15 protein-coding genes are annotated in these 15,932 nt (G+C 70.5%); 1 reads left to right on the top strand and 14 read right to left on the bottom strand.

Annotated elements, in window-relative coordinates:
- Window positions 1–86 precede the first annotated feature (86 nt).
- Complete coding sequence (gene erpA, locus M1D46_RS08645; RefSeq protein ID WP_271173248.1) at window positions 87–452, bottom strand: iron-sulfur cluster insertion protein ErpA; 366 nt, start codon at window positions 450–452, stop codon at window positions 87–89.
- An 85-nt stretch (window positions 453–537) separates the two neighbouring features.
- Window positions 538–1,932: a M20/M25/M40 family metallo-hydrolase gene (locus tag M1D46_RS08640; protein ID WP_456285304.1), complete on the bottom strand. Its 1,395-nt coding sequence runs from the start codon at window positions 1,930–1,932 to the stop codon at window positions 538–540.
- Window positions 1,933–1,980: 48 nt separating this feature from the next.
- Between M1D46_RS08640 and M1D46_RS08635 the strand changes: the two genes are divergently transcribed.
- Entirely contained in the window at window positions 1,981–2,550 is a 570-nt protein-coding gene (locus tag M1D46_RS08635; RefSeq protein ID WP_271173250.1) for a DUF3043 domain-containing protein, read from the top strand.
- 102 nt (window positions 2,551–2,652) lie between these two features.
- On the opposite strand, the gene M1D46_RS08630 is transcribed toward M1D46_RS08635, so the two are convergent.
- The 12 genes from M1D46_RS08630 to ftsZ form a co-directional block, all read right to left on the bottom strand.
- Window positions 2,653–3,711 carry a quinone-dependent dihydroorotate dehydrogenase gene (locus M1D46_RS08630; RefSeq protein ID WP_456285303.1) on the bottom strand — a complete coding sequence of 353 codons (1,059 nt, stop codon included), beginning with the start codon at window positions 3,709–3,711 and terminating at the stop codon, window positions 2,653–2,655.
- A 26-nt stretch (window positions 3,712–3,737) separates the two neighbouring features.
- Window positions 3,738–4,220: a transcriptional regulator NrdR gene (gene nrdR / locus M1D46_RS08625; RefSeq protein ID WP_271173252.1), complete on the bottom strand. Its 483-nt coding sequence runs from the start codon at window positions 4,218–4,220 to the stop codon at window positions 3,738–3,740.
- Between the two features lie 11 nt (window positions 4,221–4,231).
- Entirely contained in the window at window positions 4,232–5,545 is a 1,314-nt protein-coding gene (gene hisD / locus M1D46_RS08620) for a histidinol dehydrogenase (protein ID WP_282979107.1), read from the bottom strand.
- 81 nt (window positions 5,546–5,626) lie between these two features.
- Window positions 5,627–7,060, bottom strand: a complete 1,434-nt coding sequence (locus M1D46_RS08615) for a hypothetical protein (protein ID WP_456285302.1) — start codon at window positions 7,058–7,060, stop codon at window positions 5,627–5,629.
- A 91-nt stretch (window positions 7,061–7,151) separates the two neighbouring features.
- Window positions 7,152–10,664 (bottom strand): DNA polymerase III subunit alpha, encoded by a 3,513-nt coding sequence (gene dnaE / locus M1D46_RS08610; RefSeq protein WP_271173255.1) that lies wholly within the window; start codon window positions 10,662–10,664, stop codon window positions 7,152–7,154.
- 87 nt (window positions 10,665–10,751) lie between these two features.
- Window positions 10,752–11,675: an RluA family pseudouridine synthase gene (locus tag M1D46_RS08605; protein WP_456285301.1), complete on the bottom strand. Its 924-nt coding sequence runs from the start codon at window positions 11,673–11,675 to the stop codon at window positions 10,752–10,754.
- Window positions 11,672–12,262 carry a signal peptidase II gene (lspA, locus tag M1D46_RS08600; protein ID WP_456285300.1) on the bottom strand — a complete coding sequence of 197 codons (591 nt, stop codon included), beginning with the start codon at window positions 12,260–12,262 and terminating at the stop codon, window positions 11,672–11,674. The genes M1D46_RS08605 and lspA overlap by 4 nt, the downstream gene beginning before the upstream one ends.
- An 8-nt stretch (window positions 12,263–12,270) precedes the next feature.
- Complete coding sequence (locus M1D46_RS08595) at window positions 12,271–12,903, bottom strand: DivIVA domain-containing protein (RefSeq protein ID WP_456285299.1); 633 nt, start codon at window positions 12,901–12,903, stop codon at window positions 12,271–12,273.
- Window positions 12,904–13,024: 121 nt separating this feature from the next.
- On the bottom strand, window positions 13,025–13,327 hold the full coding sequence (locus tag M1D46_RS08590) for a YggT family protein (RefSeq protein WP_271173259.1): 303 nt from the start codon (window positions 13,325–13,327) through the stop codon (window positions 13,025–13,027).
- A 37-nt stretch (window positions 13,328–13,364) separates the two neighbouring features.
- On the bottom strand, window positions 13,365–13,868 hold the full coding sequence (locus M1D46_RS08585) for a cell division protein SepF (RefSeq protein ID WP_456285298.1): 504 nt from the start codon (window positions 13,866–13,868) through the stop codon (window positions 13,365–13,367).
- Between the two features lie 34 nt (window positions 13,869–13,902).
- Window positions 13,903–14,586 carry a YggS family pyridoxal phosphate-dependent enzyme gene (locus tag M1D46_RS08580; RefSeq protein ID WP_271173261.1) on the bottom strand — a complete coding sequence of 228 codons (684 nt, stop codon included), beginning with the start codon at window positions 14,584–14,586 and terminating at the stop codon, window positions 13,903–13,905.
- A 3-nt stretch (window positions 14,587–14,589) separates the two neighbouring features.
- Window positions 14,590–15,765, bottom strand: a complete 1,176-nt coding sequence (ftsZ, locus tag M1D46_RS08575) for a cell division protein FtsZ (protein WP_456285297.1) — start codon at window positions 15,763–15,765, stop codon at window positions 14,590–14,592.
- Between the last annotated feature and the right edge of the window lie 167 nt (window positions 15,766–15,932).

The following is a 15,932-nucleotide window of genomic DNA, read 5'->3' as shown; positions in this document are numbered from 1 at the left end:
CCAGCGCGTGCCCCGGTTCGCAGGGCCCGTCTGGGCACACGAAAGCCCCGCTCCGGCGTGGCGCGGGGCTTTTCGCGGGGGCGGGCTCAGTGGAAGCTGTCGCCGCAGGCGCAGGAACCCGATGCGTTCGGGTTGTCGATCGTGAAGCCCTGCTCCGAGATCGTGTCCTTGAAGTCGATCTGAGCGCCGTCGAGGTACGGGATGCTCATGTTGTCGACGATGACCTCGACGCCGTCGAAGTCGACGGTCTCGTCGCCCTCGAGGTAGCGCTCGTCGAAGTACAGCTGGTAGATGAGGCCCGAGCAGCCGCCGGGCTGCACGGCGACGCGCAGGCGCAGGTCGTCGCGACCCTCCTGTTCGAGCAGGCTCTTGACCTTCGCGGCTGCGGCGTCGGTGAGGCTCACGCCGTGAGCGCGCGTCGCGGCATCGGCCGCAAGTGTCGTGTCTGTCATGACGCTCCTTCGGGGACGGCCGCGCAGGCGGCGGGGTCGATCCATGGTACCGCCGCCCGCCGGGTGCGGGCTCAGCGCGACGTGATCAGACGGTGCGCGCGTTCGCGCGTGCGAGGAGGAGGGTCTCGGCGAGCACGGCGTGGCGGAACGTGTCGAGATGGAGCGACTCGTTCGGGCTGTGCGCGCGCGAGTGCGGGTCTTCCACGCCGGTCACGAGGATCTGCGCGCCGGGGTACCGCTCGACGAGGTCGGCGATGAACGGGATGGACCCGCCCACCCCCAGGTCGACCGGATCCTTGCCGTAGCCGTCGCGCATCGCCCCGCGCGCGGTCTCCACGGCCCATCCGCTCGTGTCGACGAGGAAGCCGTTCCCGAGGTCGATCTCGCTGAAGGCCAGCTCGGCACCGAAGGGCGCGTGCGCGCGGAGATGCCTCTCGATCGCGTCGTACGCGTCCTGCGCGCTCTGCCCCGGTGCCACACGGGCGCTCACGACGACCGTGACCTCGGGCGACAGGGTGTTCGACGCGGCCGCGACGCTCGTGAAGTCGATGCCGGTCACGGTGATCGACGGCTTGTTCCAGATCCGCGAGAGGATGCTGCCGTTCCCGACGGGCTGGACGCCCGGCAGGAGCCCGGTCTCGCTGCGCAGCGTGTCCTCGTCGTAGGCGGGCGTCTCCGCCTCGCGTGCGGCGAGCCCGTCGACGGCGACGGAGCCGTCGTCGTTCCACAGCGTGGAGAGGAGGCGGATGGTCGCCATCATCGCGTCGGGCACGGCCCCTCCGAACATCCCGGAGTGCGACGCGTGGTCGAGGGTGCGGACGGTGAGGTGGAACTTCGCATTCCCGCGGAGGGATACCGTCACGGCCGGGGTCTCCGCGTCCCAGTTGCCCGAGTCGGCGACGACGATGACGTCCGAGCGCATCTCCTCGGCGTGATCGGTGAGGAACGACGTGAACGACCGCGAGCCGTACTCCTCCTCGCCCTCGACGAAGAGGACGATGCCGAGGTCGAGATCATCGCCGTACGTCTCGCGCAGGGCGCGCAGGGCGGCGATGTGCGCCATGACGCCGGCCTTGTCGTCCGCCGCACCGCGCCCGTAGAGGCGCCCGTCGCGCACCGTCGGCTCGAACGGCGGCGTCTCCCAGAGCGCCTCATCGCCCGGGGGCTGCACGTCGTGGTGGGCGTAGAGCATGACCGTCGGGCGGCCGTTGCGCGCCGCGCGCGTCGCGAGCACGGCCGGCTGCCCCTGCTCCCCCGTCTCCGGGATCGCCGCGGTGCGGACGCGGACCTCGTCGAACACGCCAGTGTCCTCCGCGAGCTGCGCGATCGCCTGCGCGCTGCGCTGCAGCTGCTCCTGGTCGAAAGCCGGCCATGCGATTCCGGGAATGCGCACGAGGCGCCCGAGATCGGCGAGCGCCGAGGGGATGCCGCCCTCCGCGGCGTCGATGAGCTGGGGTTCCGCAGGGAGCTGGGAGGTCATGCCGGTAATCTTAGGTACATCCCGCGACGAGACTTCCGAGGTTCCCTCATGGCCAAGACACCACCCGCCGAGAACGACGCGTCCGAGGCGACGCCCCCCGTCGGGAAGGGGCGCCCGACCCCGACCCGCGCCGAGCGCGAGGCGGCTCGCCGTCGACCCCTCGTGCCCGACACCAAGGAGGCCCGCCAGGCGGCGAAGGCCGAGCTGCGCGCGCGCCAGGAGCGTGCCCGCATCGGCATGGCGAACGGCGAGGAGAAGTACCTCCCCCTGCGCGACAAGGGCCCGCAGAAGCGGTTCGCCCGTGACTGGACCGACGCAGGCTGGCACCTCGGCGAGTTCCTCATGCCGATGATGGTGCTCGTCATCGTCGCCACGTTCATCCCGTCGCCGGCGACCCAGTACTGGTCGTTCATCGTGCTCTGGGTCTTCATCCTCTTCGCCGTGGGCGACATGATCATCCTGTCGCGGCGCGTGAAGACGAAGGCGGCAGAGAAGTTCGGCGGCAAGGACAAGCTCGAGAAGGGCCTCGGCTGGTACGCCGCGATGCGCTCGGTGCAGATGCGCTTCATGCGCCTCCCCAAGGCGCAGGTCAAGCGGGGCCAGTACCCCGCGGTCTGAGACGCATGGCAGAAGCCCCGGAGCCGTCGGCTCCGGGGCTTCTCTCGTCTCGACGCGCTGCGTCTCGACTCGCTGCGTTTCGACGCGCTGCGTTTCGACTCGCTACGCTCGCTCAACGTCCGGGCGCACAGCGCCCGGAGCTCGCAGCGCGTTCAGGTCGCGGTTGATCCTGCGGGCCCAGAGCGGGCCCTCGTAGATGAACGCGCTGTACCCCTGCACGAGCGTCGCGCCCAAGTCGAGGCGCTCCTGCACCTCTTCGGCCGTCTCGACGCCGCCGACCGAGATGACGCAGAAGCCGGGATCGGTCGCGACCGACCGGACGATCCGCAGCACCTCGAGCGAGCGCGCCTTGAGCGGAGCGCCGGAGAGGCCGCCCTCGCCCGCCGCGATGATCGTCGCGGGGTCGGCCGTGAGGCCCTCGCGCGAGATCGTCGTGTTCGTGGCGATGAGGCCCGCGAGCCCGAGCTCGAGGGCAAGACGCGTCACGCCCTCGACCTCATCGTCGGGCAGGTCGGGCGCGATCTTGACGAGCAGGGGCGTCTCCCCCGCCGCGTCCTTGACCGCGGTGAGGAGGGGGCGCAGCGTCTCGACGGCCTGCAGGCCGCGCAGGCCCGGCGTGTTGGGCGATGACACGTTCACGGCCAGGTAGTCGGCGAGCGGGCTGAGCATCCGGGCGCTCGCGACGTAGTCGGCCGTGGCGTCCTCGACGGCGACCACCCGGCTCTTGCCGATGTTCACCCCCACGACGGCGCCTCCGCGGCGCAGTCGGGCGAGTCTCCGCGCGGCCGCCTCCGCGCCCGCGTTGTTGAAGCCCATCCGGTTGATGAGCGCCCGGTCGGCCACGAGACGGAACAGGCGCGGACGGGGGTTGCCCGGCTGCGGGATCGCGGTGAGGGTGCCGACCTCGACATGGCCGAACCCGAGGGCGTCGAGACCACGCACGGCCACGGCGTTCTTGTCGAATCCCGCGGCGACGCCGAACGGCGTCGGGAACTCGTGCCCGAGCGCCTTCACGCGCAGCTCCGGAGCCGGGCGCGTGAGAGCGCGCGCCACCCAGGAGAGCGGGCGGATGCCCATGGCCCGGATCACGGGCATGGCGAGGTGGTGCGCGACCTCGGGGTCGAAGCGCGAGAGGACGTGCGTGAAGAGGAGGGGATACATCCCCGCCAGGGTATCGGGTGCCGCCGTCAGTTCGCCGACGGCGCCTCTGCGCTGCGGCGCCGCGCGTGGTCCGCGCGCAGGTCGGCGATCGACGCCTCGAAGTCCTCGAGCGAGTCGAACGCCTGGTACACGCTCGCGAACCGCAGATACGCGACCTCGTCGAGCTCGCGGAGCGGGCCGAGGATGGCCAGGCCGATGTCGTTCGCGTCGATCTGGCTCAGCCCGGTCTGCCGCAGCGACTCCTCCACACGCTGCGCGAGGATCGCGAGGTCGGCGTCCGTGACCGGGCGCCCCTGGCAGGCCTTGCGCACACCGGCGACGACCTTCTCCCGGCTGAACGGCTCAGCGGCGCCCGACCGCTTGATGACGTTGAGGCTCGCGGTCTCGATGGTCGAGAAGCGGCCACCGCACTGCGGGCACTGCCGTCGACGCCGGATCGAGAGGCCGTCGTCGCTCGTGCGCGAGTCGATGACACGGGAGTCGCCGTGGCGGCAGAACGGGCAGTGCATAGCGCGTCAGCCTACTCGGCGGTTCCTGCGAATCGGGCCGTGATCGCCTCGCCGTGCGCCGGGAGCGCTTCCGCGTTCGCGAGCGCGACGATCGCGTCGGCGACCTCGGCGAGTCCATCCCGGTCGTACTCGATGACCTGCTGCGGTCGCAGGAACGTGTGCGCGCCGAGTCCTGCGGCGTAGCGCGCCTGCCCGCCCGTCGGCAGCACGTGGTTCGACCCCGCGAGGTAGTCGCCGAGGCTCACCGGAGCGAAGCCGCCGACGAAGACGGCGCCCGCACTCGTGTACCGCGCCGCCGCGCGAGACGCGTCCTCGAGGTGCAGCTCGAGATGCTCGGGCGCATAGGCGTTGCTGAACGCCTCAGCGGTCGCCTCATCGTCGACGAGCACGATCGCCGACTGCTCCCCCGCGAGGGCGGTCGCGACGCGCTCGGCGTGGCGGGTGAGCGGCGCGATGCGCGCGAGCTCGGCCGCGACCGCGTCGGCGAGCGCAGCCGACGTCGTGACGAGCACGGCCGAGGCCTGCTCGTCGTGCTCGGCCTGGCTCACCAGGTCGTAGGCGATGAGGCGCGGATCGGCGGCGCCATCGGCCACGACGAGGATCTCGGTCGCGCCGGCCTCGGCGTCCGTGCCGACGAAGCCCGCGACGGCGCGCTTGGCCGCCGCGACGAAGTTGTTCCCCGGCCCCGACACGACGTCGACCGGATCGAGGCCGAGCGAGGGCACGCCCGCCGCGAGCGCGCCGATCGCACCGGCCCCGCCCATCGCGTAGACCTCGTCGACGCCGAGCAGGCCCGCCACAGCGAGGATCGTCGGGTGCACGCGGCCGCCCTGGTCGGCCTGCGGAGGCGACGCGAGTGCGATGCTCTCGACGCCCGCAACCTGCGCGGGCACGACGTTCATCACGACGCTCGACGGGTAGACGGCCTTCCCGCCCGGGATGTAGACGCCGGCACGGGCGACGGGCTGCCAGCGCTGGATGATGCGGGCTCCCTGCCCGATGCGCGTCTCACGCCCCTCGGGCACCTGTGCGGCGGATGCCGCGCGCACGCGGTCGATGGCCCGCTCGAGCGCCGAGCGCACCTCGGGCTCGAGCCCCGCCACCGCCTCGGCGATGTGCTCGGCCGGCACGCGGATCTCGTGCCCCGAGACGCGGTCGAACCTCTCGGCCTGCTCCCGCAGGGACGCCTCGCCACGGGCTCGGACGTCGGCGACGATCTCGACGGCGACCGACGCCGCCGTCTGCAGCGCCTCGGCGGCACGGGGGACGACGGCCAGCAGCTCGGCGGGAGTGAGCGAGCGGCCGCGGAGGTCGATGGTGCGCATGCATCGATTATCCCGCGGCGGCGACGTGCTCATGACAGACGGCCTCCCCTCGCAGCGAGGAGAGGCCGTCGGCGAGGGTGATCAGCCGCGCGTCACGCCGGACACGTCGTGCAGGTAGCCGATTCGGCCGTCGTCGTCGCGCACGACGAAGACGTCGCCGCGGTCCTCCAGGACGAGGGCCCAGGCCGTGGGCCCGATGCGGAACAGCGGTTCGCCGCTCTCGTCCACGACGTCGCGCTCGACCGGGACAAGAGCCCAGAAGGGCTGGGCGGAGGTCGGACGCTCGACGGCCTGGGTCGTCTGAGCGTCGGCCGTCGGGGAACCCTCGGAGCCCTCGACAAGTCGCGACAGCTCGTCGGCGCCGTCATGGGGCGCGGGCGCCGGCTGCTCGGCATCGGGCTCGGTGACCTGGACGTCGGAGAAGACCTCGGTCTCCTGCACACCATGCTCGGCGCCGCGCGGCTCGTCATCGCTGAGGATCGTGTCGTAGAGACCCTCATCGGCAGGCTGCGCGGCCGACGCCTGCTCGGGCGCCGACTGCTCCTCGGGCGCCGCGGCGGACTCGGTCGCCGACGCGTCCTCCGGAGCGGCTGCCGCCGGAGTCACGTAGGGATTCGCGCCCGGAGCGACCCAGGCGTCCTGCGCGGCACCGTGCTGCTGGCCGTATGCGGCCTGACCCGGCTGACCGGCCTGCTGGCCGTAGGCCTGCTGACCGGCCTGCTGGCCGTAGGGCTGCTGGCCGTAGCCGGCCTGTCCGTACGGCTGCTGGCCGTAGCCCTGCTGCCCGTAGGGCTGCTGACCGTAGCCCTGCTGCCCGTACGCCTGCTGGCCGTACGGCGTCTGCGCGTACTGCTGACCGTAGGGGTGCTGGCCCTGCTGCGCTCCCGGCGCCTGCGGCCATCCGCCCTGCCCGGCCGGCGCGTGCGGCCATCCGCCCTGCGCGGCCGGCTGCGGACGCGGCGCGCGTGCGACAGGACGCGCCTTCCGCGCCGCGGGGTGCGCGGTGCTCTCCTCACGGCCGTCGAAGTCCTCGCGGAAGGGCGGGACGAACGGGGCGACCACCGTGAAGAACACCCCGGCGAGCATGAGGAGCGCCTCGAGCCAGGGCACCCACGTGAGGAACCACTCGCCGCCCTGCGCACCCCACGCGAGGCGACTCACCCACAGCACCGCGCCCACCGAGAACGCGACCGAGGCGAACTGGTCGACGCCGAGCGACCCGACGCGGGTGATGGCCGTGGGCGCGAGACGGCGAAGCAGGATGAGGAACGCGCCGGCCGCGGGGAGGAGGGCGCCGAGGATCCAGTCGAGGCCCGATGCCCAGATCGGCACGAACGAGAACCGCACGATGGAGAAGAACGAGAACAGCAGCGCGAGGCCGCCGACGATGACGAGGATGAGCTCACGCGCCGTGAACGGCCCGACGCCCTTCTGCGGGCGCCCGCTGTTCGTCTCCCGCGGCGCGTGCGCCGCCGGTTCGGGCTGGGGCGTGTAGCCGGGGTACTGGTCGCTCACCCTGTGTCCTTCCGTCGAGGTGCGGGTCGATCCTACTTGCCGCGCTTCAGAGCGGCCGCGGGCACGACTCCCCTGCCCGCCGGGCCGTCGCTCACGCGATGCACTGCGGCCCGAGGAGCGCCTTGAGGTCGCCGAAGAGCTCGGCCGTGATCGAGACGGGCATCGGGATCTCGAAGACCTTCGCCGTGCGCCCGCGGTGCATCTTCAGGCGCACCTCGGTCTCGCCGCGGTGGCGCCGCAGGACCTCCGCGAGGTCCTGCGCGACGCGCTCGGTCGCACGTTGCTCGGGAAGGAGCAGCGTGAGCGGCCCCGACACCTCGAGCGCGCCCACGTCGGGAACGAACGCCATCTGCGCGTGGATGTTCAGCCCGTCGTCGCGTCGCGACACGCGGCCGCGCACGGCCAGCACCGAGTCCTGCTGCAGGATCGGCTGGAACTCCGTGTACGTCTTGCCCATGAACATGACCGTGACCTCGCCGTCGAAGTCCTCGACGGTGATCATGCCGTAGGGGTTTCCGCTCGACTTCGCGACGCGGTGCTGCGCGCTCGTGACGAGCCCCGCGACCGTCACCTGATCGCCATCCTGCAGGTCCTCGGAGGCGAGCAGGTCGCTGATCGTGATCGACCGGTGCTTCGCGAGCGGCACCTCGAGGCCCGCGAGCGGATGGTCGGACACGTAGAGCCCGAGCATCTCGCGCTCGAAGGCGAGCTTGTCCTTCTTCGTCCACTCGGGGCGGTCCGGCACCTTCTGCACGGCCTCTGGCTCATCCCACAGGCTGTCGAAGTCGAATCCGATCGCGCCGCCCGCCGCATTGCGCTTGTCGGTGACCGCGGACTCGACCGCCTGCTCGTGGATCTCGAGCAGCGCGCGCCGCGTCGAGCCCATCGTGTCGAAGGCGCCCGCCTTGATGAGCGACTCGACCGTGCGCTTGTTCGCGACGTGCATCGGCACCCGGCGGAGGAAGTCGTGGAAGTCGGTGTAGGGGCCCTCCTCGCGCGCGGCGATGATGCCGTCCACGACGTTCGACCCGACGTTGCGGATCGCGCCGAGGCCGAAGCGGATGTCGTCGCCGACGGCCGCGAAGAAGCCGATCGACTCGGAGACATCCGGCGGCAGCACGTGGATGCCCATCCGACGGCACTCGTTCAGGTACATCGCGAGCTTGTCGCGCGAGTCGCCGACGCTCGTGAGGACCGCCGCCATGTACTCGGCGGGATAGTGCGCCTTGAGGTACGCGGTCCAGTACGAGACGACGCCGTACGCGGCCGAGTGCGCCTTGTTGAACGCGTAGTCCGAGAAGGGCAGCAGGATGTCCCAGAGGGCCTTGATCGCGCCCTCGCCGAACCCGCGCTCCTTCATGCCGTTCGAGAAGCCCTCGTACTGCTTGTCGAGTTCGGACTTCTTCTTCTTGCCCATCGCGCGCCGGAGGATGTCGGCCTGGCCGAGGCTGAAGCCCGCGACCTTCTGGGCGATGGCCATCACCTGCTCCTGGTAGATGATGAGGCCGTAGGTCGTGTCGAGGATCTCGCGCAGCGGCTCCTCGAGCTCGGGGTGGATCGGCGTGATCTCCTGCTGCCCGTTCTTGCGGAGCGCGTAGTTCGTGTGCGAGTTCGCGCCCATGGGGCCCGGTCGGTACAGGGCGATGACGGCCGAGATGTCCTCGAAGTTGTCGGGCTTCATGAGCCGCAGAAGGGAGCGCATGGGGCCGCCGTCGAGCTGGAAGACGCCGAGCGTGTCGCCCCGGGAGAGCAGATCGTAGGCACCGCGGTCGTCGAGCGGCAGGTGCTCGAGGTCGACCTCCTCGCCGCGGTTGGTGCGGATGTTGTCGAGCGCGTCCGAGAGGATCGTGAGGTTCCGGAGCCCCAGGAAGTCCATCTTGATGAGGCCCAGAGACTCGCACGCGGGGTAGTCGAACTGCGTGACGATCTGGCCGTCCTGCTCGCGGCGCATGATCGGGATGATGTCGATGAGCGGCTCGCTCGACATGATGACGCCGGCCGCATGCACGCCCCACTGGCGCTTCAGGCCCTCGAGGCCGACCGCGCGGTCGAAGACCGTGCGCGCCTCGGGATCGGTCTCGATGACCGTCCGGAACTCGCTCGCCTCCTTGTAGCGCGGGTGCTCGGGGTTGAACATCCCGTCGAGCGGCATGTCCTTGCCCATCACGGCCGGAGGCATGGCCTTCGTGAGCTTCTCGCCCATGCTGAACGGGAAGCCGAGCACGCGGCCGGCGTCCTTCAGCGCCTGCTTGGACTTGATCGTGCCGTACGTGACGATCTGCGCGACGCGCTCGGAGCCGTACTTCTCGGTGACGTAGTCGATCACCTCGCCACGGCGGCGGTCGTCGAAGTCGACGTCGAAGTCGGGCATCGAGACGCGGTCGGGGTTGAGGAAGCGCTCGAAGATGAGTCCGTGCTCGAGCGGGTCGAGGTCGGTGATGCGCATCGCGTAGGCGGCCATCGAGCCGGCGCCCGAGCCGCGGCCCGGACCGACGCGGATGCCGTTGTCCTTCGCCCAGTTGATGAAGTCGGCGACGACGAGGAAGTAGCCGGGGAACCCCATCTGGGTGATGATGCCGATCTCGTACTCGGCCTGCTTGCGAGACGCCTCCGGGACGCCGTTCGGGTACCGGTAGTGGAGGCCCTTCTCGACCTCCTTCACGAACCAGCTCTCCTCGGTCTCGCCCTCGGGCACCGGGAAGCGCGGCATGTAGTTCGCCGACGTGTTGAACTCGACGTTGCAGCGCTCGGCGATGAGCAGCGTGTTGTCGCACGCCTCCGGATGGTCGCGGAAGAGCTGGCGCATCTCCTGCGCGGTCTTGACGTAGTAGCCGTCGCCGTCGAACTTGAAGCGGTTGGGGTCGTCGAGCGTCGAGCCGGACTGCACGCAGAGGAGCGCCGCGTGCGCATCGGCCTCGTGCTGGTGCGTGTAGTGCGAGTCGTTCGTCGCGACGAGCGGGATGCCGAGGTCCTTCGCGAGACGCAGGAGGTCGCTCATGATCCGGCGCTCGATCGAGAGGCCGTGATCCATGATCTCGGCGAAGTAGTTCTCCTTGCCGAAGATGTCCTGGAACTCGGCGGCTGCCGCGCGCGCGGCGTCGTACTGCCCGAGGCGCAGGCGCGTCTGGATCTCGCCCGACGGACATCCGGTCGTGGCGATGAGCCCCTTGCCGTACGTCTGCAGCAGCTCGCGGTCCATGCGGGGCTTGAAGTAGTAGCCCTCGATGCTCGACAGCGAGCTGAGACGGAACAGGTTGTGCATGCCCTGCGTCGTCTCGCTGAACAGCGTCATGTGCGTGTACGCTCCGGAGCCCGACACGTCGTCGCTCTTCTGATCGGGCGAGCCCCACTGCACGCGCGACTTGTCGCTACGGTGCGTTCCGGGCGTGACGTAGGCCTCGAGTCCGATGATCGGCTTCACGCCCGAGGCCTTGGCGGCCTTGTAGAACTCGAACGCGGCGAACGTGTTGCCGTGGTCGGTGACCGCGATCGCCGGCATGCCGTAGTCGGCCGCCGCCTGCGTCATCGCCGAGAGCTTCGCCGCCCCGTCGAGCATCGAGTACTCGCTGTGCACGTGGAGGTGGACGAAGGAATCAGACGCCATGCCTCGAGTCTACGTTCGGCGTCCGACACGGAGCCGGGGGCGTGTCGGGCGCGCGCCGCCCGCGCCGCCCGAGGGCGGGGGACGGCGCTACTCGCCGCGGAGGACCGCGAGCGCGTGAGCGAGATCCGCGGGGTACTCCGAGGTGAACTGCACCCACTCCCCCGATCCGGGATGCGCGAACGCGAGCTCATGCGCGTGCAGCCACTGGCGCGTGAGACCGAGCCGCGCCGAGAGCGTCGGGTCCGCGCCGTAGAGGGGGTCGCCGACGCAGGGATGGCGGTGCGCCGCCATGTGCACGCGGATCTGGTGCGTGCGGCCCGTCTCGAGGTGGATCTCGAGAAGCGAGGCGCCGGGGAACGCCTCGATGGTCTCGTAGTGCGTGATGGAGTCCTTGCCGTCCGGAGTGACGGCGAACTTCCACGAATGGCTCGGATGGCGGCCGATCGGCGCTTCGATCGTCCCCGTCAGCGGGTCGGGGTGGCCCTGCACGACCGCGTGGTAGATCTTGTCGACCGTGCGCTCCTTGAACGCGCGCTTGAGCAGCGTATAGGCGCGCTCGGTCTTCGCCACGACCATGAGCCCGCTCGTGCCGACATCGAGGCGATGCACGATGCCCTGGCGCTCTGCGGCGCCCGTCGTCGCGACGCGCACGCCCGCGGCGAGAAGGGCGCCCAGCACGGTCGGCCCCTCCCAGCCGAGGGAGGGATGCGCCGCCACTCCCGATGGCTTGTCGACGACGACGATGTCGTCGTCCTGGTGGACGATGCCCAGCTCGGGCACCTCGACCGGGACAACCCGCGGCTCCTCCTTCGGCTGCCACTCGACGTCGAGCCACGAGCCGGCCGAGACGCGGTCGGACTTGCCGACCGTGACGCCGTCGACCTGCACGCCGCCGGACTCGGCGACCTCGGCGGCGAAGGTCCGCGAGAAGCCGAGCATCTTCGCGAGAGCCGCGTCCACGCGCGTCCCCTCGAGCCCGTCGGGGATCGGCAGCCGCCGGGACTGGCTCACGCGTGCCGTCCTGCGTCGGCGCCCTCGTCATCCGGATGCGCGCCCTCGGCGACGGCGCGGTCCTTCTCGCGCGAGCCGTCGAAGCGGATGCCGACGAGAGTGAGCAGCGCGACCGAGATCATCATCGACACGATGAAGATGTCGGCGACGTTGTAGATCGCGGGGGTGGTCCAGAACCACATCCAGGGCGTCAGGATGAAGTCGACCACGTGGCCCACGGCGAACCCGGGCTCCCGGAACACCCGGTCGACGAGGTTGCCGAGCACGCCGCCGAGCAGCAGGCCGAGCACGACCGCCCAGAGCCGCGAGCGGATGCGCGTGATCGCGAGCCAGACGATCGCCGACGCGACGAGCGCCATGGCGAGGGTGAAGACCCAGGTCACGCCCTCACCGAGGGAGAACGCCGCACCCGGGTTGTAGACGAGGTGCCACTGCAGAGCCTCGCCGACGACGGGAACCGTGCGCCCGGGGTCGAGGCTCTGGATGGCGAGCTGCTTGCTGAACTGGTCGGCGGCCAGCACGACGATCGCGAGGATCGCGATCGTCGTACCGGCCGCCGCCGCACGCAGAGGGGGTCGGCCCGACAAGACGGGCTTTACAGACCGATTGCCGAGACCGGGGTCGAGCTCGCGGGCGTGGCCGACGAGTCGAGGTCCTTGAGCTTGGTCTCGAAGTACGTGCGCAGCTGCTGACGGTAGTCGCGCTCGAACTGGCGGAGCTCCGTGATGCGGCCCTCGAGCGTCTTGCGCTCGCTTTCGAGCTTCGCGTGGATCTCGCGCTGCTTGGCCTCGGCCTCCGAGACGATCTGGCTCGCCTTGGTGTTCGCCTCGCTGACGATCTGCTCGGCCGTGGCCTGGCCCTCGGCGACGTGCTCGTCGTGCAGGCGCTGTGCGCGCTCGATGATGCTCGCGGCGCTCGTGGCGGTCGACGACACGGCGGGAGCAGCGGCCGGAGCCTCCTGCGCGGGGGCCGGCGCGGCGGGTGCCTCGGCGACAGGGGCCGGTGCGGCCTCGGCGGCGGGAGCCTCAGCGGCGGCAGGAGCCGGAGCGGCCTCGCCCGACTCGTACTGAGCGAGCTTCGCCTTCAGCTGCTCGTTCTCCTCGATGGTCTTGCGCCACTCGACGACGATCTCATCCAGGAAGTCGTCGACCTCGTCCGGGTCGAAGCCCTCCTTGAACCGGACGTGCTGGAACTGCTTGGTGACGACGTCATCCGGGGTCAATGCCATGGTTTTGGCTCCTCTTTCGATGAGTACTCGGTCGGCGGCCGGGAACGAACCTGGCACGTGTCCGTGTCTGACAGCATAACCGCCGCTCATGGGCGTTGCCGAGCCGCGACCCGGGGAGGGGTCAGAGATAGGTGAGGGTCCGCGTCACCGACAGCAGGATGAAGCAGAGCAGCATCGTGAGCGCGAACGCGAAGTCGATCGCGATCCCGCCGACGCGAAGCGGGGGGATGACTCGCCGGAACATCTTGATCGGAGGGTCGGTGAGCGTGTACGCGATCTCCGCGAGCACGAGCACCGCTCCCTTGGGACGCCACTCGCGGTTGAACATCGGGATGTACTCCAGGATGAGGCGCCCGAAGAGCACGAAGATGTACAGCAGCAGTGCGAAGTTCAGGATCGACGCGATGAGTCCGAGTGCGCTCACAGCGTACGATTCTGCCCGATTCGGCTGTGCGGGGCCGTCACGACTGCGCGAACGGCGCCGACTCGATGTCGGCGTGCGCGATCGCCCCGTCGCCCGAGACGGCGATGTTCTCCGGCGACAGCAGGAAGACCTTGCTCGTGACGCGCTCGATGCGGCCGTACAGGCCGAGCGAGAGACCGCTCGCGAAGTCGATGAGGCGGCGCGCGTCGGCGTCGCTCATCTGCGAGAGGTTGATGATCACGGGGATGCCGTCGCGGAAGTGCTCGGCGATCGTCTGAGCGTCGCGGTACTGCTTGGGGTGGACCGTGACGATCTCGTTGACCGCGCCGGACGCGGGCTGGCGCACCACGGCGGGGCGACGCAGCGGCGTGACGGGCGCGGGAGCTGCCTCTTCGATGAGCTTCTCCTCTCGGTGCGGACGCTCTTCGCGCGCGATGCGCTCTTCGCGCGGCGTGCGGGACTGCGCCGCGGCCTCTTCCTCGTACTCTTCCTCGTCGGCGAGGCCGAGGTAGACCATCGTCTTCTTGAGCGGGTTCGCCATGGCGTCCTCCGTTGTGTTCGCGTCTTGTCCGAGGCTAACCCCGCGCGTCGCGCGGGCCCGTGATTGCGGATCCGATCCGCAGGTGTGTCGCGCCGCAGGCGATCGCCTCGACGAGATCCGCCGACATGCCGGCGGAGATCCAGGTCGCGTGCGGCTCCACCGAGCGCACGCGCGCGGCGTAGCCCGCGAGTCGCTCGAACGCGGCAGCAGGGGCCTCTCCGAGCGGCGCGACGGCCATGACGCCCCTGAGGGCGAGTGACGGCGCCGCGGCGATCCGCTCGGCGAGCGCCTCGATGCCATCCGGCGCGACGCCCCCGCGGGCGGGGTCGTCGGTGAGGTTGATCTGCACGAGCACGTCGAGCGGGCTCTCCCCCGGCTCGGCCGCAGCCTCGAGCGCGTCGACGAGCCGATCACGGTCGACCGAGTGCACGGCCGAGGCGACCCGGCGAACCGCTCGCGCCTTCTTCGTCTGCAGCTGGCCGATGAAGTGCCAGCGCAGGCCGAGGGGCGCGAGCTCCTCCGCCTTCGCGACGAGCTCCTGCTGGCGGTTCTCGCCGACGTCGACGACCCCGAGCCCGTGCAGCTCGCGCACGAGCGCGGCGGGGTGGAACTTCGTCACGACGATCCGGGTGATCTCCCCGGCGTCGCGCCCCGCCGCGCGTGCGGCATCAGCGATCTGAGCGTCGACGGCCGCCAGACGCTCGGCGAGGCCCGACACGGCCTACTTCAGGAAGTCGGGGATGTCGAGGTCGTCGTCGCCGAACGCCGAGTCGAACCCGCTCGAGTCGGGCAGGACCGGGTTCGTCGCGCCGACGCTGACGGGCTCGCGCTCGGCACGCGACGTCTCGGCCGCGGGCTTCTCCTCGGTCTTCACGACGGTCGGGAGCGACGCGGGCTTCTGCGACTCGACGCGTCCGCCGAACGCGGGCACCTCGACGCGCGGCTGCGGCTCGCCGCTGTCGAACCCGGCCGCGATGACCGTGACGCGCACCTCGTCGCCGAGGGTGTCGTCGATGACCGTTCCGAAGATGATGTTGGCCTCGGGGTGCGCGGCCTCCTTGACGAGCTGCGCGGCGTCGTTGATCTCGAAGATGCCGAGGTTCGACCCGCCCTGGATCGACAGCAGCACGCCGTGCGCACCCTCGATCGACGCCTCGAGCAGGGGCGATTCGACGGCGAGCTCCGCCGCCTTGATCGCCCGGTCGGCTCCGCGCGCGGAGCCGATGCCCATGAGGGCGGAACCGGCCCCCTGCATGACCGACTTGACGTCGGCGAAGTCGAGGTTGATGAGACCCGGCGTCGTGATGAGGTCGGTGATGCCCTGAACACCCGCGAGGAGCACCTGGTCGGCCGTCGCGAACGCCTCGACCATGGAGATGCCGCGGTCGCTGATCTCGAGGAGACGGTCGTTCGGCACGACGATGAGCGTGTCGACCTCTTCCTTCAGGGTCGCGACGCCGAGCTCCGCCTGGTTCTGGCGGCGACGGCCCTCGAAGGAGAAGGGCTTCGTGACGACGCCGATCGTGAGCGCGCCGATCGACTTCGCGATGCGCGCGACGACGGGCGCGCCGCCCGTGCCGGTGCCGCCGCCCTCGCCTGCCGTGACGAACACCATGTCGGCGCCCGCGAGCGCCTGCTCGATCTCCTCCGCGTGGTCCTCCGCCGCGCGGCGCCCGACCTCGGGGTCGGCGCCCGCGCCGAGCCCTCGCGTCAGCTCACGGCCGACGTCGAGCTTGACGTCGGCGTCGCTCATGAGCAGCGCCTGCGCATCCGTGTTGACCGCGATGAACTCGACGCCGCGAAGCCCGAGTTCGATCATGCGGTTCACCGCGTTGACGCCACCGCCGCCGACGCCGACGACCTTGATCACGGCGAGGTAGTTCTGGTTCTGGCTCATGCCGGCCTCCGTATCGACCCCAGGCTTCACCGGGCCTCAACCTTCACGTTCAAGTAGAGGGTTAAAGTATTGCCCGGTATGTATTTCTTTCGTGCTCGACGCTACGTGCGGCGCGGGCGCCACGCGCGCAATGGATGCGGGCGTGTCGGGAGAAATTCCCGGATTGG

It is taken from the genome of Microbacterium sp. JZ70 (assembly GCF_053903225.1).
Note: the sequence above shows the minus strand (reverse complement) of the source record. Positions and strands in the feature narration are given on the sequence as shown.

Coding starts and splice junctions, on each gene's coding strand:
- erpA (WP_271173248.1), bottom strand. CDS start 452: ATGACAGACACGACACTTGCGGCCGATGCCGCGACGCGCGCTCACGGC.
- M1D46_RS08640 (WP_456285304.1), bottom strand. CDS start 1,932: ATGACCTCCCAGCTCCCTGCGGAACCCCAGCTCATCGACGCCGCGGAG.
- M1D46_RS08635 (WP_271173250.1), top strand. CDS start 1,981: ATGGCCAAGACACCACCCGCCGAGAACGACGCGTCCGAGGCGACGCCC.
- M1D46_RS08630 (WP_456285303.1), bottom strand. CDS start 3,711: ATGTATCCCCTCCTCTTCACGCACGTCCTCTCGCGCTTCGACCCCGAG.
- nrdR (WP_271173252.1), bottom strand. CDS start 4,220: ATGCACTGCCCGTTCTGCCGCCACGGCGACTCCCGTGTCATCGACTCG.
- hisD (WP_282979107.1), bottom strand. CDS start 5,545: ATGCGCACCATCGACCTCCGCGGCCGCTCGCTCACTCCCGCCGAGCTG.
- dnaE (WP_271173255.1), bottom strand. CDS start 10,664: ATGGCGTCTGATTCCTTCGTCCACCTCCACGTGCACAGCGAGTACTCG.
- M1D46_RS08595 (WP_456285299.1), bottom strand. CDS start 12,903: ATGGCATTGACCCCGGATGACGTCGTCACCAAGCAGTTCCAGCACGTC.
- M1D46_RS08585 (WP_456285298.1), bottom strand. CDS start 13,868: ATGGCGAACCCGCTCAAGAAGACGATGGTCTACCTCGGCCTCGCCGAC.
- ftsZ (WP_456285297.1), bottom strand. CDS start 15,765: ATGAGCCAGAACCAGAACTACCTCGCCGTGATCAAGGTCGTCGGCGTC.